The 21,568-nt window shown below is 55.6% G+C and carries 20 protein-coding genes; 18 read left to right on the top strand and 2 right to left on the bottom strand.

All coding sequences use genetic code 11. The features are described from left to right. The first annotated feature begins 81 nt into the window (after positions 1–81). From RJP21_RS07650 to RJP21_RS07570, 17 genes are all read left to right on the top strand, one after another. Positions 82–1,686 carry a spore germination protein gene (locus tag RJP21_RS07650; protein ID WP_397386191.1) on the top strand — a complete coding sequence of 535 codons (1,605 nt, stop codon included), beginning with the start codon at positions 82–84 and terminating at the stop codon, positions 1,684–1,686. A gap of 7 nt (positions 1,687–1,693) precedes the next feature. Then, entirely contained in the window at positions 1,694–2,890 is a 1,197-nt protein-coding gene (locus RJP21_RS07645) for a Ger(x)C family spore germination protein (protein ID WP_310858760.1), read from the top strand. Further along, the gene (locus tag RJP21_RS07640; protein ID WP_310858759.1) at positions 2,883–3,098 is read left to right on the top strand and encodes a hypothetical protein; all 216 of its coding nucleotides are present in this window, start codon (positions 2,883–2,885) and stop codon (positions 3,096–3,098) included. Before RJP21_RS07645 ends, RJP21_RS07640 begins: the two co-directional genes overlap by 8 nt. A gap of 33 nt (positions 3,099–3,131) precedes the next feature. Beyond that, a complete protein-coding gene (locus RJP21_RS07635) occupies positions 3,132–4,244 on the top strand; it encodes a GerAB/ArcD/ProY family transporter (protein ID WP_310858758.1) in 1,113 nt (370 codons plus the stop codon). Between the two features lie 81 nt (positions 4,245–4,325). Continuing rightward, a complete protein-coding gene (locus tag RJP21_RS07630) occupies positions 4,326–4,856 on the top strand; it encodes a DUF2062 domain-containing protein (protein ID WP_212958209.1) in 531 nt (176 codons plus the stop codon). Between the two features lie 109 nt (positions 4,857–4,965). Further along, complete coding sequence (locus RJP21_RS07625) at positions 4,966–5,784, top strand: uroporphyrinogen-III synthase (RefSeq protein WP_310858757.1); 819 nt, start codon at positions 4,966–4,968, stop codon at positions 5,782–5,784. A 156-nt stretch (positions 5,785–5,940) separates the two neighbouring features. Continuing rightward, the gene (locus RJP21_RS07620) at positions 5,941–6,579 is read left to right on the top strand and encodes a ThuA domain-containing protein (RefSeq protein WP_212958213.1); all 639 of its coding nucleotides are present in this window, start codon (positions 5,941–5,943) and stop codon (positions 6,577–6,579) included. A 130-nt stretch (positions 6,580–6,709) separates the two neighbouring features. Beyond that, positions 6,710–7,051, top strand: a complete 342-nt coding sequence (locus RJP21_RS07615; RefSeq protein ID WP_310858756.1) for a phasin family protein — start codon at positions 6,710–6,712, stop codon at positions 7,049–7,051. Between the two features lies 1 nt (position 7,052). Beyond that, positions 7,053–8,723, top strand: coding sequence for an ABC1 kinase family protein (locus RJP21_RS07610; RefSeq protein WP_310858755.1), 1,671 nt, complete (start codon positions 7,053–7,055; stop codon positions 8,721–8,723). A gap of 103 nt (positions 8,724–8,826) precedes the next feature. Next, complete coding sequence (locus tag RJP21_RS07605; RefSeq protein ID WP_397386190.1) at positions 8,827–10,266, top strand: DEAD/DEAH box helicase; 1,440 nt, start codon at positions 8,827–8,829, stop codon at positions 10,264–10,266. Positions 10,267–10,525: 259 nt separating this feature from the next. After that, positions 10,526–10,936, top strand: a complete 411-nt coding sequence (locus RJP21_RS07600) for a YjdF family protein (RefSeq protein WP_310858753.1) — start codon at positions 10,526–10,528, stop codon at positions 10,934–10,936. Between the two features lie 36 nt (positions 10,937–10,972). Beyond that, positions 10,973–11,449: a glutathione peroxidase gene (locus RJP21_RS07595; protein WP_160045322.1), complete on the top strand. Its 477-nt coding sequence runs from the start codon at positions 10,973–10,975 to the stop codon at positions 11,447–11,449. 175 nt (positions 11,450–11,624) lie between these two features. After that, on the top strand, positions 11,625–13,688 hold the full coding sequence (locus RJP21_RS07590) for a molybdopterin-containing oxidoreductase family protein (protein ID WP_310858752.1): 2,064 nt from the start codon (positions 11,625–11,627) through the stop codon (positions 13,686–13,688). A 206-nt stretch (positions 13,689–13,894) separates the two neighbouring features. After that, positions 13,895–15,121, top strand: a complete 1,227-nt coding sequence (locus RJP21_RS07585; protein WP_310858751.1) for an MFS transporter — start codon at positions 13,895–13,897, stop codon at positions 15,119–15,121. An 81-nt stretch (positions 15,122–15,202) separates the two neighbouring features. Then, the gene (locus tag RJP21_RS07580) at positions 15,203–15,703 is read left to right on the top strand and encodes a GNAT family N-acetyltransferase (RefSeq protein WP_310858750.1); all 501 of its coding nucleotides are present in this window, start codon (positions 15,203–15,205) and stop codon (positions 15,701–15,703) included. 222 nt (positions 15,704–15,925) lie between these two features. Beyond that, positions 15,926–16,711 carry an SDR family oxidoreductase gene (locus tag RJP21_RS07575; RefSeq protein WP_310858998.1) on the top strand — a complete coding sequence of 262 codons (786 nt, stop codon included), beginning with the start codon at positions 15,926–15,928 and terminating at the stop codon, positions 16,709–16,711. 96 nt (positions 16,712–16,807) lie between these two features. Further along, positions 16,808–17,470 (top strand): MOSC domain-containing protein, encoded by a 663-nt coding sequence (locus tag RJP21_RS07570; RefSeq protein WP_310858749.1) that lies wholly within the window; start codon positions 16,808–16,810, stop codon positions 17,468–17,470. A 164-nt stretch (positions 17,471–17,634) separates the two neighbouring features. On the opposite strand, the gene RJP21_RS07565 is transcribed toward RJP21_RS07570, so the two are convergent. Then, positions 17,635–18,183 carry a GNAT family N-acetyltransferase gene (locus tag RJP21_RS07565; RefSeq protein ID WP_310858748.1) on the bottom strand — a complete coding sequence of 183 codons (549 nt, stop codon included), beginning with the start codon at positions 18,181–18,183 and terminating at the stop codon, positions 17,635–17,637. A 269-nt stretch (positions 18,184–18,452) separates the two neighbouring features. On the opposite strand from RJP21_RS07565, the gene RJP21_RS07560 reads away from it, so the two are divergent. Next, positions 18,453–20,150: a glutamine--tRNA ligase/YqeY domain fusion protein gene (locus RJP21_RS07560; protein ID WP_310858747.1), complete on the top strand. Its 1,698-nt coding sequence runs from the start codon at positions 18,453–18,455 to the stop codon at positions 20,148–20,150. A 72-nt stretch (positions 20,151–20,222) separates the two neighbouring features. Here the strand turns inward: RJP21_RS07560 and RJP21_RS07555 are convergent, their stop codons facing one another. After that, positions 20,223–21,452, bottom strand: coding sequence for an MFS transporter (locus RJP21_RS07555; RefSeq protein WP_310858746.1), 1,230 nt, complete (start codon positions 21,450–21,452; stop codon positions 20,223–20,225). Positions 21,453–21,568 lie beyond the last annotated feature (116 nt).

The raw sequence follows: 21,568 nt of genomic DNA, 5'->3' as shown, positions 1-21,568 counted from the left end.
CCTCGCACATAAATTATCCAATTTTGGCACAAGCTATGGCGTAACATCCGGAATACACCGGCATACGAGGGGGTTAGGGCCGTGAGCAAACGCAAACAACATACCGGAAAAGCCGCCGGCTTGCCGTCCGGCGTACCGCTCGGACTTCCTTCTCCTCCATGGGAGAAGCTGGAGATCCAGAAAAGCCTCGATCAAAACGTCCAGACGTTGAAAACGATTTTTAGGGATTGCTCGGATATGGTGTACCGCTCGATCGAGATTGCACCGGGCATCAACGCATTCATCGCTTACGTCGAAGGAATCGTGCTCTCGTTGGAACTCGAGGGCCATATGCTTGAGCCGATCGTGGAAGCGTATATGCGGATGAAAAACGAGGCGCCTCCGGAGCAGATCAAGCCGGAGGATCTTGAGCCGCTGGAAAATACCCGCGTATCGCTCCCGCAGGTCATGAGCGCGACGAAATGGATCGATGCCGTCGAAGGGATCTTGAATTCCAGCGTGGCGGTATTCGTGGACGGCATCGGAGAGGCGCATCTGTTTAACATTAAGGGCGGCATCCGCCGTCCGGTTCAAGAGCCGGAGACGGAATCGGTCATCCGCGGCCCGCGCGAAGGTTTTACCGAGATGATCCGCATCAATACGGCGCTTGTCCGCTTTAAGATCAAGACGCCGAATCTCAAGATGTACCGCATGGTGCTGGGGACGAATACCAAAACGGATATCGTCGTTTCGTACATCGAAGGGCTCGCCGATCCCAAGATGGTGAACGACGTCAAAAACCGGCTTAAAGACATTAAAATCGACGGCGTGCTCGAGTCGGGCTACGTCGAGGAAATGATCGAAGACCATCCGTATTCGCCGTTTCCGCAAATGATGTACACGGAACGGCCGGACAGCGTCGCCGCGCAACTGCTTGAAGGCCGGTGCGCCATTTTTGTGGACGGAACGCCGTTAGTCCTGATCGCTCCGATCACGTTTTTCCAGATGATGCAGGCGAACGAGGATTATTACGAACGTTTTTTCATTACGAACTTCGTCCGGTGGATTCGGTATATTTTCCTGTTTATCGCCTTGTTCCTGCCCTCTCTTTACATAGCGGTCACGACCTTCCACCAGGATATGCTGCCGACGACTCTTGTCCTGAGCATCGCCGCGGCGCGGGAGGCGATTCCTTTTCCGGCGCTGGTCGAAGCGTTAATGATGGAAGTATCCTTCGAAGCGCTGCGCGAGGCGGGCATCCGATTGCCGAAGACGGTCGGCCAGGCCGTCAGCATCCTCGGGGCGCTGGTCATCGGCCAGGCGGCGGTTCAAGCGGGGATCGTGTCGGCGCCGATGGTCATTATCGTATCTATGACGGGGATTGCGTCCTTTACCATTCCCCACTTCAATCTTGCGATTACGATTCGCCTGCTCCGGTTTCCGCTGATGCTGCTGGCCGGCGTGCTTGGGCTTTTCGGCATCATCCTCGGCATCACCTGGATTCTCGTGCACGTGACGCAGCTGACTTCATTCGGCGTGCCGTTCATTTCCGGCGTCAGCCCGTACCATAAGCAGGATCACAAAGACATTTTCGTTCGCGCTCCATGGTGGACGATGGGCAGACGGCCGTCCTGGCTGTCGAGGAAAAATCAGGAACGGGAGGAGCCGGATATCAACGGCTCGCCCGCTTCCAACAAGGTATGGTGATGGTTCGATGAAAAAAATTTGTACCGCGGGGCTCCTTTTATGCGTATCCCTCGGGCTTACGGGATGCTGGGACCGCACCGAGATTAACGATATCGCGTTTGTGATCGGGTCCTGCGTGGACAAGGAGGACGGCTTGTACCGGAGCACGCTGCAAATCGCTCTTCCGGGAAGCCTGGGCGGGAGCGGAAGCGAAGGCGGCGGCGGCGGGACGGCCGGGAACAAAAAGTATTACCTCGAATCGAAGACAGGGATTACGCTGCGAAACGCCAACTTGAAAATCCAGGCGGGGAACTCGAGAAAACTTTCCTATGCCCACCGCAGGACGCTACTGGTCGGCGAGGATTTCGCTAAGGGGGGCATCAACCAAATGCTCGACCAATTCGCGCGCATTCCGCAGAACCGGCTTTCGTCCCTTGTCGCCATCACGGAAGGACCGGCCTATAAAATCATGGACGCCAGCGCGCCGATGGAGCAGTTCCCGAGCGAAATGATCCGCGAACTGATGAATCAACTCACGAGAAGACCGATCACGCTCAAACGACTGGCCAATGATCTGCTGACAACCGGAGTTGATGTTTCCTTGCCTTATATTTCGCTGCAGCAGGCCGTCCCCGAATCGGTCGGGGATAAAAAGGAAAAAAAGAACATCCAAATCACCGGCCTTGCCCTGTTTACGGGGGAGCGGTTTGCAGGCATCCTCAAGGGACCGGAAGTGAAGATGATCCTATTGGCGATGAACCAGTCGAAATCTTCGGACGTCGTGGTGCCGAGCCCGATCGGCAAAGGATATATCACCCTCATGTTCACGGAAAGCATGGTAACGTTAAGCCCTGTCATTCACGGCGACAACATTACGATGCATATGGATATTTTGGCCAAAGGGTCCGTCATCGAGAACAACTCCAATTACGATCTCGGCAACGAAAAACATATGAACCGGCTCGAGCAGGAGGCCAGCAAGGAAATGATCGCTCAGATCCGGTCCGGGCTTCATAAACTTCAGGACGAGTACCATAGCGACGCCCTTGGATTCGGCCGGACGATCCATGAGAAGAAACCGCGCGACTGGGATAGGTTGAAGTATCGCTGGGCCGAGCTGTATCCAAAAGTGAACGTCGTGATCAATACCAACCTGCATGTCGAAAACATCGGCGCGGTCAACAAACCGTTTGGCAGAAGGGACGTGGAGCTGCACCATGAATAAAATTTGGATCATTTACATTGTCGCGGCGGCGATTATTTTGATCGTGGATTTCAAGGTAATCCGCGATCTTCCGAAGATAAACCGCTGGTTTACCTACATTTTCCTGTTGGCGGGACTGGGTATTTTCGCGTATGCGCTGCAGATCAGCCGCGTCGTCTATGCTACCGTATGGCTGGAGAAATGGCTGAGCCCGTTGGTGCCTTTTTGAAACAATCAGATCAGGTAAGGAGGAATAGTTCACGTGCAAAAAATTACCGCCCGCCAAGTCGTGCTCATCGGCATGACCTACGTCATTAACACGACGATGCTGAACGTACCCAGCCAGCTGATCACCAGGGCTAGCCAGCATGCCTTTATTTGCTACTTGCTGTCGGCCGTTCTGGTTCTGCTGATGCTGTATTTGCTGACGCGAAGTTCCCGGCGGTTTCCCGAGCAGAATCTGTTCGAATCGTTGAAAAGCCGGTTTCCGGCGGTCGGCAGAGTCATCCTGATCCTGTACATCCTGTTTTTCTTCATGATTCTTGTCAGGGACATCCGCATCATTTCGGATTTTACGAACGTCGTGTTGCTGCCGCTGACTCCGATCCTTATCAGTTCGCTTTGCATAACCGCGACCGTGATTTACATCGCCCGGGGCGGCGCAAGGACGGTGCTCGGCATTACGGAGCTTTACGGTCCGATCATTATCATCGTTTTTGCTCTGATGCCGATCATCGCCTTTCGGGATTTCGACTTTGGCCTGATGCGGCCGCTTTTTCATGTCAATTGGCGAAAAGTGACCGAGGGAAGCTGGATTTCGGTGTCCTATATCGGGCAAATGCTGATCCTTCCGTTCATTTTTTCGAGCAAGGATTATAAATTCAAGCACGGCGTCTACTCCATGCTCTTTGCCATGGCCCTTCTGGTCGGGGCTATCATTATGGTCATCCTGCTGCTCGGGGTGGAGGTTTCCGAGCGGATGATGTACCCGACATACGAACTGGTTCGACAGCTGCGGATCACGGACTTCCTGGATCGTTTCGACCTGATCGTGGTGGCCATTTGGTTTCCGAGCGTGCTGCTGAACCTGGCGATCAGCCTTTACATCATTTGCTACGGCATGAAGCTGGTGATCCCGTCCGTATCGGGGAAAATGATGGCCGCCCCCATCGGCCTGTTAGCCTTCAGCTGCGGGTTTTGGTTCTATTCGAACTCCATCCAGCTGTTTAATTTCAACGAGGAGTGGACGTTGATCGCCCTCTTTTTCATCCTCGTCCTGCCGCTGGTCATCTTTCTCATTCACCGTCCCGCGAAAAACGCGGACCGAAAGGGGCATTCCGGCAATGTAGCGTTAGAAAAAGGGACGCGGAAATGATACAATGAGCATAAGGGCAGGCCTTGACGGTACGGCTCTCCATGCGGCTTACCGCCGCTTTGGACTATGAAGGGTGATCGCATGATAAAAAAACAAAAAAAATACAACCTGTTTCATAAATTTTGGCGAAAGCTCCGGTTCAACATGATCAAGCTTTTCCGTTCTCCCGGAGGAGCCAGGAAGGTTTCGCTCGGCTTCGCGATCGGGTTCGGGCTCGAAATGATCGTCATTTCGACCGGGTCGCTGGTTTACCTTATTTTTTATCCCACCGTCAGACTTGCCGGAGGATCGCTCCCGGCCGCCATTATCGGCAACGTGATCGGCAAGCTGACCTTCCTCCCTATCGTTCTTCTTCCTTTTGCAAAGAAAATCGGGGAATGGCTGTTTCCGAAAAAGGTCATCGGCATGCCCCTGCAGGAGCATGCTTGGCGTAATTTGCTGCACGGAGACTTTACGATCTTCAAGCATTTGCTCCAGGGCGGTCTGCACGTGCTGATCGGCATGTCCGTATTCGGGCTTGTCCTCGGCTTCATTTCCTATTTTGTCGTCCGGTATTTGTATAATCAACGGAGAAAACACCGCCTTTCCAAAAGGGCCGGCGCATCGATGTAACCGGGTTTTTCCCGGCTTCCGCCGGCAGGAACATACAATCCCTTCCCCTCTTTCCTTCGGTCAAGTATACTGGTCAAAACAGATTGCTTCCGGGAGAGGGGATACGTGAATGGCAAGCCGATTAGCTGGCAAAACGATTGTACTTACAGGCGCGCGCAAAGCGGAAGAGATGGTTAAAATCGTGGAAAAAATGGGCGGAACGGCCCTCGTCCGCCCGGCTCAAGGCACGGTGTTTTTGGACGACGAACAGGTGCGGGGCGACCTCGAGGACTGGATGGCGCATCCTCCGGCATGGACCATACTGACGACCGGCATGGGCCTGGATGCTTTATTCGGCATCGCGGCCGATATGGGGGAGGAAGAGCGGTTTCTTGCGGCCCTCCGCCGGTCTTCGCTGGCCGCGCGGGGATATAAAACGGTCAATGCCCTCCGCAAACGCGGGCTCGAAGCGATGGTTCGCGACGATGACGGAAGCACGTCAGGCCTGATTCGCGGGCTGGCCGAATATCCGCTCGGCGACGCGGAAGTCGTGCTGCAGCTGCACGGCGATTCTGCGCCCAAGCTGGAGGAGTGGCTTGAAGAGCAGGGGGCGAAGGTTCGGAAGGTGCTGCCTTACCGGCACATACCGCCTGAGCCGGAACAGCTGGCACAGCTGCTTTCGGACGTTTTGAGCGGCAAGGTTGATGCCGCAGCTTTTACAAGCGCCCCGCAAGTCCGCAATTTGGCGGAATACGCGCGGAGCCATGATAAGTTTGAGGCGCTGGCGGCTGCGTTCGAGGGACCCGTCGTAGCGGCGGCTGTCGGCAAATTGACGGCGCAGGCGCTGCGGGAAGAGGGAATTTCGCGGGTCGTTTATCCGCAGGAAGACGAGCGAATGGGCAGCATGCTCGTAGAGCTTGCGCGTTATTTTCAAGCGGAGGATGCGTAAGAATCATATAAAATGTGTTTATTAAGATATAGGGATGCGTACGAAAGCGGCATCCCTTTTTGCATAAAATTGCCCCTTCGCCCATTTATGCATTCAACATGGCGGAATACGGCAAAATAAATGCGACGATACGCGCTTACCGAAGGAGGAAAAGCTTTGTATAACAAAAAAAGCATTTTGCTCGGCGATTATACCCATCCGAAATTCCATCCTCTGCAGGGAGTGGATGCACAGATCAGCTATATATTAAACGAGGTTATCTCGGTCCAATGCAGCGAAAACAAAAATTTGCTGCTGCTCGAGCATTTGAAACCGTTCGACCTGTGCATCTGTTATTTTGATCTTTGGGATGACCAGGTATCAAAGCAGCAGACTTCGGGCCTTCTTTCGTACGTCAGCCAAGGGGGAGGCCTCCTCGTGCTGCATAACGGCTTGTCGATCGGCAATCGCCGGTATGAGCTGGCCCAGCTGATGGGCGGCCGGTTCGACGGGCATCCGCCGATCCAGCCGATCTCCTTCCGCGTCAGCGGGGAGCATCCCGTAACGGAAGGCGTAGAGCCCTTCGAGCTGGAGGAGGAGCCTTATCAAATCCGGTTTGATCCGTTGACGGAGAAGGAAGTGCTGCTCGAATACAAGCTTGGCGAGGATTGGTACCCGGCAGCATGGACTCATGAGTACGGACTCGGCAGAATCGTATATTTTATGCCCGGCCATCACGAGCCGACGTTCCAGCATCCGCAGATCCGCAGGCTGATTTTGCAGGCGGCCCGTTGGGCGGCCCATCTTCCGGGTTGACGCCGGAGCCAAGAGGAATTATTTTCACCCGATTCGAGACGAGAAACTGCCGTCTTTCAAAAAAACGCCGTAATTACGGCAGACGATTTCGGGGTATAATAAGGGAAAATAAGCCATGGGAGGGAATGCAATGAGCGATCTGTTGAAAAAAGCCATCTCGCTCGGGTGGGGCCTGACGATCGTCAGCAAGGAAAAAATCGAAAAGACCGTTGAAGAGCTGGTCAAGCGGGGCGAAATTGCGCCGGCCGAGTCCAAGGACATGATTGATAGGCTTGTCGAGCGCGGCGAGGAGGAAAAATCCCAATTCAAAGATTTTCTGCGGGAGCAAATCCAACGCATTTTGACAGAACTTCATGTGCCTTCCGAAAAGCATGTTGCCGATCTGGAACGGCGCATCGAAACGCTGGAAAAAAGAATCGCCGAACTTGAAGGAAATGCCCCGGAACAAGGGCCTGAAACGGGACATTCGTAATATGGCCGTACGTATCAGGCATACCGGTCGCTACCGGGAGATCGCCATGGCGCTTATGCGTCATGGCTTTGGCTACATGGTGGAGGAATTGGGATTGTTCCAAATGCTGTCCTTGCCGCGCCGCCGAATGAAGCAGCAACAGCCGGAGACAAAGACGCTAGGGGAACGGGTCCGACTCGTGCTCGAGGATCTGGGCCCGACATTCGTGAAGCTGGGGCAGCTTGCAAGCACACGTTCCGATTTGCTGCCCGAATCCGTGATCCGGGAGCTTGTAAAACTTCAGGACCAGGTGCCGCCTTTTTCGGCGGAAGCGGCGCGAAGCATTTTGGAAGAAGAGCTGGAAATGCCGGTAGGGGACATGTTCGCTCGTTTTGATGATATTCCGGTCGCCGCCGCTTCCATCGGACAGGTTCATTTAGGCAAGCTGAAATCCGGGGAAGAGGTGGCGGTGAAAATCCAGCGCCCCGGCGCGCTGCAAACCATTACGCGCGATCTGGCGATTTTGCATGACCTGTCCCATATGGCCGAAAAGCGGTGGGAGTGGGCCAGAAGATACCAGCTGGTCAAAATCGTCGAGGAATTTTCCCGGTCGCTGCTGGCGGAAATGGATTACAGCCGGGAAGGCCGCAATACGGAAAAAATCGCGCTGCAGTTTCAAAGCGATCCCCATATTTTTATTCCGCAAATATTTTGGCAGTTCACTTCTTCCCGCGTCATGACGATGGAATACGTCGAAGGCGTCACTCTCAGCCAACCGGAGCAGTTGGAAAAGGCCGGCTTCGATCGGAAGCTGATCGCCAAACGTTTCGTGAACGCCATGCTGCATCAAATGTTCATGGAGGGGTTCTTTCACGCCGATCCGCATCCGGGCAACCTGCTCGTCCGGAAGGACGGGAGCTTGGCATTTCTCGACTTCGGAATGGTCGGACGGCTCAGCAGCGATATGAAGGACCATTTATCCGAACTCATTATAGCTCTTATGCGTAAAAATACGGACAGCATGGTCAGCGCCATTCTGCATCTCGGGCTGCTGCCGGAAGACAATGATATGGAGTCGCTGCGCAGGGATTTGGACGTGCTTCGGGACGAATATTACGATCTGCCCTTTTCCGAGATCGGCATCGGCAAAGCGCTCAGCGACCTGTTTGGGGTGGCTCAGCGGCATGCGATTATGATGCCCCCGGATCTGACGCTGCTCGGCAAGGCGCTGCTTACGATGGAGGGCGTCATTCAAAAGCTCGATCCGGAGCTGAGCATCATCGACATGGCGGAGCCGTTTGGACGGAAGCTGGTGAAGGAGAGGTTCAGCCCCCGCCGCCTGCGCGGCAAGTTTCTCGGAAGCGCGGCCGGGCTGGCCGAGGCGCTGCTGGACATTCCGTCCCAAGCAAGGCAACTTTCCGCGCTGATCAGCAAGGGCAAGCTGAAGGTAGAGCTCAGCATGCCGGAGATGGATTCGCTGATGCGCAAGCTGGACCAGATCAGCAACAGATTGTCCTTCAGCATCGTCTTGTTGGCATTCAGCATCATTATGGTCGGTCTGATCATCGGCTCCTCCATGAACCGCCAGTCTTCGATTTTGTGGCATTTTCCGGTGATCGGGATCGGCTTGGGCGTCGCGTTCCTTATGGTCGTATGGCTGCTGTACGCCATTTTCAAGTCGGGCAGATTTTAGAAGTTGATAACGGCGTTCTCGCCAATCCGGAGCTTATCCGGTAAAATAAGTTTTTTGGCGGTTTTCAAAAAAACCGGGATTACGAAAAGATGAATTTAACGAGGTGGATGTTTTGCCAAATTTTTTAGAGCTGGGCATTGAGGAGCCGTGGGTTGCCGCCCTGAAGGAAAACGGGATCGCCGTGCCGACGCCGGTGCAGGCCGAAACGATACCGCTGCTGCTGGCGGGCCGGGACGTCATCGCCCGGGCCAAAACCGGAACGGGGAAAACGATCGCCTTTTTGCTGCCGATCCTGCAGCGGCTGGACCCAAGCCGCTCCTATCCGCAGGCTTTGATCATTGCGCCGACGAGGGAGCTGGCGCTGCAAATTACGGAAGAGGCGCGGAAAATCGCCCGCGGGACGGAAATCCGCATCCTTGCGGTCTACGGAGGCCAGGACGTGGAGAAACAGCTGCGCAAGCTGGAAGGCGGACGGCATTTGATCATCGGAACCCCGGGAAGGTTAAACGATCATCTCCGGCGCGGCACGCTGGAGCTTGGGGGCGTAAAGACGCTGGTGCTGGACGAAGCCGACCAGATGCTGCATATGGGCTTCCTGGACGAGGTGGAAGCGGTCATCCAGGCGCTGCCGTATCAGCGGCAGACGCTGCTCTTCTCCGCGACGATGCCGGCGGAAGTTAAACGGCTCGCTTCTTTCTATACCCGCGATGCGGAAGACGTCACGATCAAGGTGGAACAATCGCCCGTGCCGCTGAAGTCGATCAAGCAGCTGGTGGTGGAAGTGACGGACCGGACCAAGCAGCAGGCTTTGGTATCGATGATCGACATGTACCGCCCGTATCTCGCGATCATTTTCTGCCGCACCAAACGCCGGGCATCGGCGTTGAACGCGGCGCTGCTGGAGCGGGGATACGCATCGGACGAACTGCATGGCGATTTGTCGCAGGCGAAACGGGAGCAGGTCATGAAACGTTTCCGTGAAGCCAAGCTCCAATTGCTTGTGGCAACAGACGTGGCGGCCAGAGGCCTGGACGTCGAAGGCGTAACGCATGTCTTCAATTACGACATGCCGCATGAGGTTGAAAGCTACATCCACCGCATCGGGCGCACGGGCCGGGCCGGCGGCAAAGGAATGGCCGTTACGCTGGCCTCTCCGAAGGACAGGGGGGACCTGCAGCGCATTGAGCAGGGCATCCAGTACGCTATCGAGCGCCGGCGGTATGAACAGGACGGCGCCATTGTCGAAGTGCGGGGACCGGGAGCATCCGGCGGCAAGGAGGCGGGCCGCCATAAGGAACAGGCCGGCGGCCCAGGGCGCAAGGCCTCCGGCGGGCGCGGAAATGCCGGGCGGGACGGGCAAAGACGTTCCGGCCGGGAAGACAAGGCGGTTCGGGCCGCCTCACACAACGGAAAGGATGCCCGCGGCGGCTCCAAGCGCGGCGCTTCCGGCGGCCGTAACCAAAGCCGCGGCGGCACCCCGCCGCAAGGCCGCAGAGGGCGCGGGACAGATGCCGGGCGCCGGGGCGGAAGATCGGGACGTTAGCATAACGGAATGCAAGGAGCCGGAAGGGATGGATGTTCAAACCTTCCGGTTATTTTTTCTTCCGAGGCGGCCAAAGCGGCGGTTTTGAGCCGCGGCTTGCACTTGTCTTCGACTTGTGTATGATGGAAGTAGAGCGCAAAAACACGGTCCGGTTGGTAGTCCGGGCGCACGGGGCGGCCAGCGCGCGCCGATCCGTGTCAGTAACCTTCCCCCCCTCGGGATGTCCGGCGTTCTGATTTTGAACAGAGGGGGAATACCAGTGAAACTAACGGTATTTTTCGAAGAGCCTTATTGGGTCGGCATCGTGGAAACGGAAAAAGACGGCAAGCTGTTTGCGGGCAGGCATATTTTCGGAGCGGAGCCTTCGCTTCCGGAAGTGTGGCAATTTGTCTTGCACCGGCTGCCTGCCTTGGCGGATCGGCTCTCCTGCGGCGTCGACACCGCCATATCTCCGCTGAAAACCGTAAGCCCCAAAAGGCTTGCCCGGCTTGCGGCCAAGGAATCCAGGGCACGGGGGGTCAGCACGGCGAGCCAGGAGGCCATCAGGCAGGAGATCGAGCTGCGAAAGCGCGAAAGAACGCGTCTTGGCAAAGAGCAGCGGGAAGCCGCAGCCGAGCGCAAGCGGGAAATCGCCGTCCGGAAAGCCAAAGCCAGGCACCGGGGCAGATGAACAACGATATGATCATAAGAAAGCGAGGGAATCCAAATGTCGGTATATTCGTATTCAGCCGCCACGCCGGCGGGCAAGGAAGTATCTCTCGAGGATTACAAGGGCAAAGTGCTGGTCATCGCCAACACCGCAAGCCAATGCGGATTGACGCCGCAGTATGGCGACCTGCAAAAACTGTATGAACGTTACCGGGACCAAGGGCTTGTCGTTCTCGGATTCCCGTGCAACCAATTCGGGGGGCAGGAGCCGGGCAGCAGCGAAGAAGCCGCCTCGTTTTGCCAGCTTAATTACGGGGTTTCCTTCCCCGTGTTTGCAAAAATCGACGTGAACGGGGAAGAGGAGCATCCGCTTTTTGCGTATTTGAAAAAGGAGCAGCCCGGAACTGCTGAAAGCAGCGATATCCAGTGGAATTTCACGAAATTTCTGGTGAACCGCAGCGGCGAGGTGGTAGCCCGCTATGAACCGCGCGAGGTTCCGGAAACGATGGCAGGCGCCATCGAGCAGCTGCTGTAAGCGAAAAAAAACGAAATCATGAGAACCTGCCGCGAAAGCGGCGGGTTTTTCTTTTAAGGCAAACTGCGTACCCGCCATGCGGCCTCGAATTTCTTTTGCGCATTTGCCGCCTGCCCATTAAGATATCAATAAGAGAGCGATAAGAACCAGAGCGACAAAGGGAGAGTGGGGCGGAATGTTAGACCAAAAAAACGGCGTGTTCCCGGCGGTATGCCCGCTGGACTGCCCGGATACATGCGGCCTCTTGCTGCATAAGGAAAACGGCAAAATCGTCAAGGTTACCGGCAATCCGGAGCACCCGATCACGCAGGGAGCGATATGCAACAAGGTCCGCAATATGACCGAACGGATTTACCATGAAGAACGGGTTCTTTACCCGCTGAAACGGACGGGCCCGAAAGGCTCCGGAGAATTTAAGCGCATCTCATGGGATGAGGCTGTCAGCGAAATTGCCGGAAGGTACCGGGAGCTGATCAACGAATACGGGCCGGAATCCATTTTGCCTTACAGCTTTTACGGCAATATGGGCATTCTCAGCGTGGACGGCATGGACCGGCGTTTTTTCAACGCGCTTGGCGCCAGCCGGCTTGATCAAGCGATCTGCAACGCAGCCGGAAACGCCGGCTGGAAATATACGATGGGCTTCAAAGGGGGGACCTCGCCGGAGGACACGGAGCACGCGGATTTGATCATCGTTTGGGGCGGCAATTTGATCAGCACGAATATGCACCAAGTCGTCATCGCCGAGAAAGCGCGCAAGCGCGGGGCGAAAGTGGTCGTCATCGACGTCCACAAAAACCGCACCGCCCAGTGGGCCGATTGGTTCGTTCCGCTGTACCCGGGGACGGATACGGCGCTGGCGCTCGGCATGATGCATGTTCTGTTCCGTGACGGATGGACGGACGAAGCCTTCCTGAAGCGGTATACGGTAGGGCATGAAGAGCTTAGGGAGCATGTCAAAAGCTATACCCCGGAACATGTGTCCGCGATTACGGGCGTACCGGCGGAAGATATCGAGAAGCTGGGGCGCATGTACGGCGAGGCCTCCGTTTCCTTCATCGCGATCGGCAACGGGCTTCAGCATCATGACAACGGAGGCATGAACGTCCGCAGCGTCGCCTGCCTGCCGGCTTTGACGGGCCAGTGGCTGAAAAAGGGAGGCGGAGCCATCAAGACGAACGGAGGCTATCACGCCATGAACAGCGACTATTTGGAGCGGCCGGATTTGCGGCCGAACCCGGAGGCACGCAGCATCAACATGAACCGGATCGGAGAGGCGCTGCACATGAAGGAGCAGCCGATCAAGGCCGTGTTCGTCTATTGCAGCAACCCGCTTGTCGTCGCACCGGACACGGAGCGGGTACAGGCAGGTTTTGCCCGGGAGGATCTGTTTACGGTCGTGCACGACTTGTTCCTGACCGACACCGCCAAATACGCGGATATCGTGCTGCCTGCAGCTTCTTCGTTCGAGACGACGGAACTGTACGCATCGTACTGGCATCATTATGTACAGCTGCAGGAGCCGGTGATCGAAAAACTCGGCGAAGCCAAAGGCAACGTCGAATTGTTTGCGATGCTGGGCCGGGCCATGGGACTGGACGCCGGGACCTTTGCCGAAACCGAGGAGGAACTGATTGCAGGAGCGCTGGATTATCCGGAGAATCCGTATTTGAACGGAGTTACGCTGGAGTTGCTGAAGGAGAAGCGCTTCGTGAAACTCGACATGACGCCGCAAGCTTCCTATCTGGATCGGCTGACGACGCCTTCCGGAAAGATCGAGCTTTATTCCGAAGCGATGAAAAAGGCGGGGCTGCCGCCGCTTCCGGAGTATATCCCGCTGCAGGAGGGGTATGACGGCACGAAACGGCCCGGCCCAAGCGAATCGTACCCGCTGATGTTCATATCGCCGCCGAACCATAACTTCCTGAATTCCACCTTTGCCAATTCGGAGAAACACCAGCGCCTGGAGAAGGAGCCTTTGCTTCAGATCCACCCGCAGGATGCGGCGCAGCGCGGCATTCAGGACGGGGACGACGTCGTCGTGTATAATGATCGCGGACGGCTGGAGCTGAAAGCGCAGGTCACGGATAAAATGCTCCCGGGAACGGTCGTCAGCCAGGGATTATGGTGGAACGGGAAAGGCAGCAAACGGCGCGTCAATGCCTTGACCCCGGACCGTCTGGCGGACATGGGCGGCGGGGCCACTTTCTTTTCGACCGTTGTCCAAGTAAAGCGTTAACAGATGCTATTGCCAGGACGGCAAGGATCATGGATACTGGGATTTGGGACAAGAAAAGATCGTATTTCCATTGCTTTAAAAGCCCCTCGGGGCTTTTTTGCATCGAAAAGCCCATCATCGGGACGTAACGCATCCCGGATGATGTCGAGATCCTGTCACAGCTTGTCATTAACGGAATTTGCATAAAGCAGGGGAAAATAAACGTTATGAAATTTTTGCAATCCTATCCGAAAGAAGTCAAAATATTTCTTGCCGCGAGCCTGATCAATTCCGCCGGCGGGTCGCTGATGTGGCCGCTGACGACGATGTACGTATTCGACGAGCTTGGACGAAGCATGGCCGATGCCGGCCTGGTCGTCATGATTCAGGCGTTCGGCGGCATTATCGGCCAGCTGCTGGGCGGTGCGCTATATCATCGCGTCGGGGTCAAACGGCTGATCGTCGGCTCGCTCGGGTTATGCGCGCTCGGTCTGTTCACGCTGCCTTTCATCAGCTCGATTTGGGCCTTGTACATGGTCATGATGGGGTTTATCGGCCTTTGCAACGCAGTTTCGATGCCCGCCATCCAGGCATTCGTCGGGTTCCGTTTTGCGGACCGGCGCGGCGAGCTGTTTAACGTCATCTACGTGGCCAACAACATCGGCGTGGCGCTGGGGACGGCGCTGAGCGGTTTCCTTGCCGACGTGTCGTATCACCTCACATTCATTCTGAACGGGGCGACATCGGCCGTATTCGCCTTGTTTTTCCTGAATTATTTGAATCGGCTGGATAAAGAGGAAGGACCCGTTCATCTCGCCAAAAAGGCAAAGAAAGAAACGGGGGAAAGCGTGCCTGCGCTTCTCGGCAATACGAGGTTGTATCTGTATCTGGGGCTGGGCTCCCTGTTCCTTTGGTTCGGCAACTCGATCTGGAACACGGGCGTGTCGCCGCATATCATATCCGAAGGCATGCCTAAGCGGGCGTACGGCTTTTTGTGGACGCTGAACGGAATATTGATTTTCGTCGCGCAGCCGGTGACCACTTGGATCAAACGTTGGTTTGCCAAGGACTCGTCCTCGCAAATGACGGCCAGCGGCCTGTTTTATTTGGCGGCATACGTCGTCATTTTGACGCTCCCGAGCTATCCCGGGCTGGTGCTCGCGATGACGCTGGCCACGCTGGGGGAAATGCTCATTTCCCCGGCCGTCCCGGCGTTCATATCGGACCACGCCCACAAGGCCGCTCCGTTCTATATCGGGGTGACGGGCGGCATGGCCGCCCTCGGACGTATGATCGGGCCCTATTTTATGGGCATCTTGTACGACCGCGGGGGGTTGGCTCCGGTGGCCTGGCTGTCCATCGGCATCGCCGTCGTAGCCGTCGCCTGCTTTGTCGCGCACGCGCTGCGCAACAAAGCGGCCGAACGCTCGTTATCCGGGTCCATCGAGGGATGATGGCCGGTATTTGCAGCATTCCTTGTCATTTTTGTTCGTTTTTCAGACATCAAATGATTGTCAAAAAGAGGTGCGATTGCCATGAAGCTGTATGAGCGAACGCTCACGATCCGGGTTTCCAGGATGAAGGATGCCCAGGCATTAATGGATATCGATGAACTCGTTTGGACGGAGCGAACCGCGCCTGAGCCGCTGCGCTGGACCTCCCGCGAGGAATTCCTGAGGCATTGCCCTCCCGAATCCCAGCTGGTGGCCGACGCCGACGGGACCGTGTGCGGTTATGTCGGTTTTCGGGATCCGACCGGCCTTGCGGCGCATGCGCATGTCTGCGAGATCAACATCGCCGTGCATCCGGCATACCAACGGGAAGGCATCGGCACCCGGCTGATCGGCGAGGCCAAGGTTTGGGCGGCCGGGCAGGGCAAGCTTAAGCTGCGGCTGCGCGTGCTTTCGACCAACGCCGGGGCGATCCGGTTTTACCGGAAATGCGGATTTGTCGAGGAGGGCCGTCTGCATCGCGAATACCGCGTCGGAGGCGGGTACGCCGACGAAATTTGGATGGCATATTTTCTGGATGTATAACCTGAATTTGATATTTTGCCGCGACGGGCTTATGCTTAATAGAATAGAGTGAATAGAATGGACTTTCACGAAGTGAAGGTCCTTTGTTGCAAATGTCCGTTTCGTCGGACGTTCATAAGGGTAATGAAGGTTATGTGTGTTTTTTTGGGTTATCAACGGGCGGAGGTTTGATATAATCGGTATTTTTCATCGTCGCAAAATTCAAGGAAAAGGGGATGCATGATGGACTTACAGCTTCGAGGAAAAAAGGCGTTGGTTATTGCTTCAAGCTCGGGACTCGGAAAGGCGATTGCCGCAGAGCTTGTCAAGGAAGGGGCGGACGTCATGCTGAGCAGCCGCAGCGACGACAAGCTGCAGGCGGTGCAGCAGGAATTGCAGCAGCTCGGCAGCGGCCAGGTCGAATATTACGCGGCGGACATTACGATTGCGCATGAAGTCGAAGGGCTGATCCGCTATACGGCCGAAACGTTCGGGCGAATCGACATCCTGGTCAACAACGGCGGCGGCCCGCCGGCAGGAACGTTCGAATCCTTTACGGACGAAGACTGGGAAAACGCGTTCCGGCTGAATCTGCTCAGCTATGTGCGGACGATCCGCTGCTCGCTCCCGCATATGAAGGAACACGGGGGGCATATCGTTAATGTTACGTCCAGCTCGATCAAACAACCGATTCCCGGCTTGATCCTGTCCAATACGTTTCGGACGGGCGTGGCGGGCATGAGCAAGACGTTATCCCAGGAGCTCGCCCAATACGGCATCCTCGTCAATACCGTGGCCCCCGGGCGGATCGCTACGGACCGCATCAGAAAGCTGAACGAAAACAACGCCAGAGAAAAAGGCGAATCGGTACAGGCCATTGCGGAGCAGGCGCAAAAGGAAATCCCGCTCGGGCGTTACGGCGAGCCGGAGGAGTTCGCCAAAGCCGTCGTTTTCCTGTTGTCCGGGGCCAACACCTATATTACGGGCAGCACGCTGGTCATCGACGGAGGGCTTGTTGAGGCTCTTTGACGGCCGTGAAGATCGAACCGGATAAAAACCTTTGAGATCGCTCCCCTTCTTTTGTTATGATAAGGTTCAAACATGTTGGCAGGGGGTTGGATCAGGTTGGAGGAGAAGGGCATATACGGCATCGTGTCCGTCAATGTGGGCAAGCCGGTGACGGTCGAATATTTGGGCAAGCCGCTCACGACGGGCATCTATAAACGCCCGGTTCAAGGCGAAGTGTTCGTGGGGCGGACGCAGATGGACGGCGACGGACAGGCCGATACGGTCAATCATGGGGGCCCTGACAAGGCGGTTTGCGTGTATCCTTATGAGCACTACGCTTATTGGGAGCAGGAGCTCGACAAGAAACTGGATTACTCTGCATTCGGGGAAAATTTAACGGTCACCGGGCTGCTCGAAACCGGGGTGTGCATCGGGGATGTCTTCGAAATGGGCGAGGTCGTCGTTCAGGTCAGCCAGCCCCGTTTCCCGTGCTTTAAGCTCTCGAGCAAACATGCCGTCAAGGATTTTCCCGCGCGCGTGCTGGATACCGGATTCAGCGGCTTCTATTTGCGGATTCTTGAGGAGGGCCGTTTGAGCAAGGACTCGCGGATCGTGAAGCGCTCTTCCCATCCGATGCGGGTGACGGTCGCTTCCGTTTTGAAGCAGCAGGCTCTCGGACGCCGCGGGGCGGACCGGGACGAGCTTAGGCGGCTGCTGGAAGTGGACGCGCTGGCAGCCGGAGTAAAAGAATCTTTTACGAAATGGCTTCAGGAAGGGTAACGATAGGGTAAGGATCATTTAGGAAGCCGCTCGCCGGATCATGAAACACGGCCGGGCGGCTTTTTCGATTTTTTAAGAATTTATCATTTCCGGGGGCCTTCAAGGCACCTGAATCGGTTTCGAAGCCAATGGCCCCCGCTTCCGGGGGTATTTTGCGTTTAGGGTTATCGGAGCAGCTTCCATTCACTCTTAAGCATGCCGTAAATGGCGTGGTTCACATATCCTTGCGGAAGACACTCCGCTTCGCGGACGATCCCCTCCAATACGAAGCCGAGTCTTTCTGGAATGGCGCGGCTGCGATGGTTGCCCGTGGCGCAGCGGATTTCGACCCGGTTCAAATCCAAGTCCATCATCGCGTAATCGACAAAAGCACGGCAGGCGCTGGTCATGATGCCTTGGCCTACGTAATTTGTTCCCAGCCAGTAGCCGATGCTGACGGAACGGTTATGCCAGTGGATTTCATGAAAACTGATGATGCCGGCAAGATCTCCCTGCACCCAAATGCCTGCGGAGACGGCGCCGTTTTCGGCCCCCTGCTTGATGGCGTTTTTGACGTAGCTTGCGGTATGCTCCACGTCCGTGATGGCATCGACCCAAGGGAGCCACTCGCGCAGCGTCTCGCGCGAATCGACCGTCAATTGGTACAAGGCGCGGACATGCTGCAGGGCGAGCGGCTTCAGTTCGATGTGATCGTCCAGTAAATATGTAAACATATAATTTCAAACCTTCTTTCTATGTGGGAATAAAAATGTACAGCATTTGCCGCGCTTTTTGGCTTTCGTTTCCATTCTATTTTTCCATGCTACCCTAATCCCGTGTCTTTCGTCAAAGCACAAAAAGCCGAATCATTGAACTATCCGGTTATTACAGGTATATTTAAATGAAACACGCTTATAAAGAATAGATGTAGGGAAGAGCAGGAAACTGCTGTCGGTTCAATCTATGAAAGGCGGACATAATTCAGGATGAAAGGTTGATTACTGTGGAGAAACCAAGCACCCCCTCCAACTTTATTAAAAACGTGATAATCGATGACCTGGAGTCCGGCAAAGTCCAGAAAGTGATTACCCGCTTTCCGCCGGAACCTAACGGTTATTTGCATATCGGACATGCCAAGGCCATCTGGATCAACTTTACGCTTGCACAGGAATTCGGCGGTTCGACGAACCTCCGTTTTGACGATACAAACCCGCTGAAAGAAGACGTCGAATACGTCAAATCGATTGAAGAGGACGTCAAATGGCTCGGATACGAATGGGCGGAAAAGCGTTTCGCTTCGGACTATTTCGAAGAAATGTACAAGCGCGCCGAGCTGCTGATCCAAAAGGGAAAAGCTTACGTGGACGACCAAAGCGCCGATCAAATCCGCGAAACGCGCGGCACGCTGACCGAGCCGGGACAAAACAGCCCGTACCGCGACCGCAGCGTCGAAGAGAACCTGGACCTGTTCCGCAGAATGCGCGCCGGCGAATTCAAGGACGGGGAAAAAGTGCTGCGCGCCAAAATCGACATGGCTTCGCCAAACATCAACCTGCGCGATCCGGTCATTTACCGGATTTCCCACGCGACCCATCACAACACGGGCGACCAATGGTGCATCTATCCGATGTATGCCTTTGCCCATCCGCTGGAGGATGCGATTGAGGGCGTAACCCATTCCCTCTGCTCGCTCGAGTTCGAGGATCAGCGTCCGTTTTACGACTGGGTGATCGCGGAATGCGAAATGGAAAGCACGCCGCATCAATACGAGTTCGGCCGCCTGAACGTCGCGCAAACGCTGACGAGCAAACGGAAACTGAAGCTCCTTGTGGACGAGAACATCGTCGACGGCTGGGACGATCCGCGCATGCCGACGATTTCGGGTCTCCGCCGCCGCGGCTATACGCCGGAAGCGATCCGCAGCTTCGTATACGAAACCGGCATTTCCAAAAGCCAAGGCCTCATCGACCTGCAAATGCTGGAGCATTTCATCCGCGAGGACCTGAAGCTGAAGGCGCCGCGCACGATGGCCGTGCTGAAGCCGCTGAAAGTGGTCATCACCAACTATCCGGAAGGACAGGTGGAATGGCTTGAAGCGGAGAACAATACGGAAAATCCGGAGATGGGCAGCCGTCAAATCCCGTTCTCGCGCGAAATTTACATTGAGCAGGACGATTTTATGGAAAACCCTCCGAATAAATATTTCCGCCTGTTCCCGGGCAATGAAGTGCGCCTGAAAAATGCGTATTTCATCAAGTGCAACGATTTCATCAAGGACGAAAACGGGAACGTGACGGAGATCCACTGCACGTATGACCCTGAAACGAAAAGCGGCACCGGCTTTACCGGACGGAAAGTGAAGGGCACGATCCATTGGGTGGAAGCCTCTCATGCCATACCGGCCGAATTCCGCCTGTACGAGCCGCTCATCAAACCGAAGGAAGACGAAGAGGCTGAAGTCGAGGAAGCACTCGAAGAAACGGAAAAGGTCGAGAAATCGTTCCTCGATGAAATCAACCCGAATTCCCTCGAGGTGCTTCACGGATTCGTGGAACCGGGCATGAAAGATGCGAATCCTCAGGACAAATTCCAATTTTTCCGCCACGGATATTTCAACGTCGACCCGAAATATTCGAAGCCGGGAGAGCCTGTTTTCAACCTGATCGTATCGATGAAAAGCTCGTTCCAGCTGCCGAAGTAAGCCGGGAGCGCTTCGATCCAATGCAACAAAGGAAAAGCCAGCCGCAGTGCCGATGCTCTGCGCGCTGGCTTTTTACATGTCCTCGAATTCTTCTTCAGGGATGTTCGTTTTCGGATGATGGCCTTGCGAACGCAGCCAATACCACATGAAGCCGAATCCGGCCGCTCCGGCGAGGGCCATCATGAAACCCATGTTGTACATTGCGGCGCCGCCGAAATTTTGGTACAGCCATCCGCCGGCCAGGCTGCCGATGACGCCGGAAATGCCGCTCCAGGTCAGCGTAAATACGGACTGCGCCGCAGCGCGGTGCACAGGAGGCACGAGCTGGCTCACCACCTGAATGCCGACGTAGAAATACCCGCCGAACGTAATGCAGTGCATAATTTGAATGAAAGCGACCTCCAGCGGATGCGAGGCACCCGCCATCAGCAGCCACCGCACGCAGAAAAGCACGCTGACCAGCCCCAGACAGCCGATCAGGGTGGTGAGGGAGCGCTTCAGGTAGCGGTGGAAAAGGAACAGCACGGCCACCTCGAGAAACGACGAGAGAAAGACGGCCAATCCGACCATCGTTTTGGAGCCGCCAAGTTCCGCAATATACAGCGACATAAACGTATTATTCATGACATTGGGGACGGAAACGACGATCCCAAGCAATATAAACGCGACAAAATATCGGTTCATGACGAATTGGGCAAGTCCCCTCAGCCGGATGGGCGGCGTCTCCGAAGCCGCCTTCAGCGGCGGGAGAAGCAGAACCGTGCCGATGGCCAGCACTAAAATGCCGGTGACGAGAAACGACAGACGCGAAATGCCGAGCCGGTCGATGACCATGCCCGCGGATACGGCAACGACCGCCCAGCCGATGGACCCCCAGTTCCGGAACGAGCCGAACCTTTTCGGTTGGTTTGCGGTATATCCCAGAATGAGCGTGTTGCTCTGTGCGAACATCGGGCTTTGAAAGAAGAAAAAGAGAATCATCGCCAAATAAACCATTCTGTACGTGCCGGCATGGAACACAAATTGTATAAGCAGCAGGGTGCCCGTCATCATGATCAGCAGGATGCGTCTCGTATTTTGCAGGCGGTCACTCCACTTCATCCAGAACGGATTGGCGAAAAGAGACACCAAAGGGCCAAGCGCCATTAAGCTGCCGATTTCGGATTTGTTCATGCCTGCGTCCTGCAGGTATAATTGAAAAAAGCTGGTGAAAATCACCATGGTTCCGTAAATAAGAAAGTTAAATGCCTTAAGCGGCAGCAGCTTGGACTGTTTTTTTACACGATCATCCACGTTGCACATTCCTTTCCGACCGAATGCAAATCGACAGAGGCTAGGTAATAGAAGCCGCCACCCCCACTTTATCATTTGTTGAAAAGGGATACAAACCAATTATTGTTAAAGTGCCCTCCGGGCGC

Origin of the sequence: Paenibacillus sp. VCA1 (assembly GCF_031583795.1) — a bacterium.
Lineage (GTDB): Bacteria > Bacillota > Bacilli > Paenibacillales > Paenibacillaceae > Paenibacillus_AQ > Paenibacillus_AQ albilobatus.
Note: the sequence above shows the minus strand (reverse complement) of the source record. Positions and strands in the feature narration are given on the sequence as shown.

Coding starts and splice junctions, on each gene's coding strand:
- RJP21_RS07645 (WP_310858760.1), top strand. CDS start 1,694: ATGAAAAAAATTTGTACCGCGGGGCTCCTTTTATGCGTATCCCTCGGG.
- RJP21_RS07640 (WP_310858759.1), top strand. CDS start 2,883: ATGAATAAAATTTGGATCATTTACATTGTCGCGGCGGCGATTATTTTG.
- RJP21_RS07630 (WP_212958209.1), top strand. CDS start 4,326: ATGATAAAAAAACAAAAAAAATACAACCTGTTTCATAAATTTTGGCGA.
- RJP21_RS07625 (WP_310858757.1), top strand. CDS start 4,966: ATGGCAAGCCGATTAGCTGGCAAAACGATTGTACTTACAGGCGCGCGC.
- RJP21_RS07615 (WP_310858756.1), top strand. CDS start 6,710: ATGAGCGATCTGTTGAAAAAAGCCATCTCGCTCGGGTGGGGCCTGACG.
- RJP21_RS07610 (WP_310858755.1), top strand. CDS start 7,053: ATGGCCGTACGTATCAGGCATACCGGTCGCTACCGGGAGATCGCCATG.
- RJP21_RS07595 (WP_160045322.1), top strand. CDS start 10,973: ATGTCGGTATATTCGTATTCAGCCGCCACGCCGGCGGGCAAGGAAGTA.
- RJP21_RS07590 (WP_310858752.1), top strand. CDS start 11,625: ATGTTAGACCAAAAAAACGGCGTGTTCCCGGCGGTATGCCCGCTGGAC.
- RJP21_RS07585 (WP_310858751.1), top strand. CDS start 13,895: ATGAAATTTTTGCAATCCTATCCGAAAGAAGTCAAAATATTTCTTGCC.
- RJP21_RS07580 (WP_310858750.1), top strand. CDS start 15,203: ATGAAGCTGTATGAGCGAACGCTCACGATCCGGGTTTCCAGGATGAAG.
- RJP21_RS07575 (WP_310858998.1), top strand. CDS start 15,926: ATGGACTTACAGCTTCGAGGAAAAAAGGCGTTGGTTATTGCTTCAAGC.
- RJP21_RS07565 (WP_310858748.1), bottom strand. CDS start 18,183: ATGTTTACATATTTACTGGACGATCACATCGAACTGAAGCCGCTCGCC.
- RJP21_RS07555 (WP_310858746.1), bottom strand. CDS start 21,452: ATGTGCAACGTGGATGATCGTGTAAAAAAACAGTCCAAGCTGCTGCCG.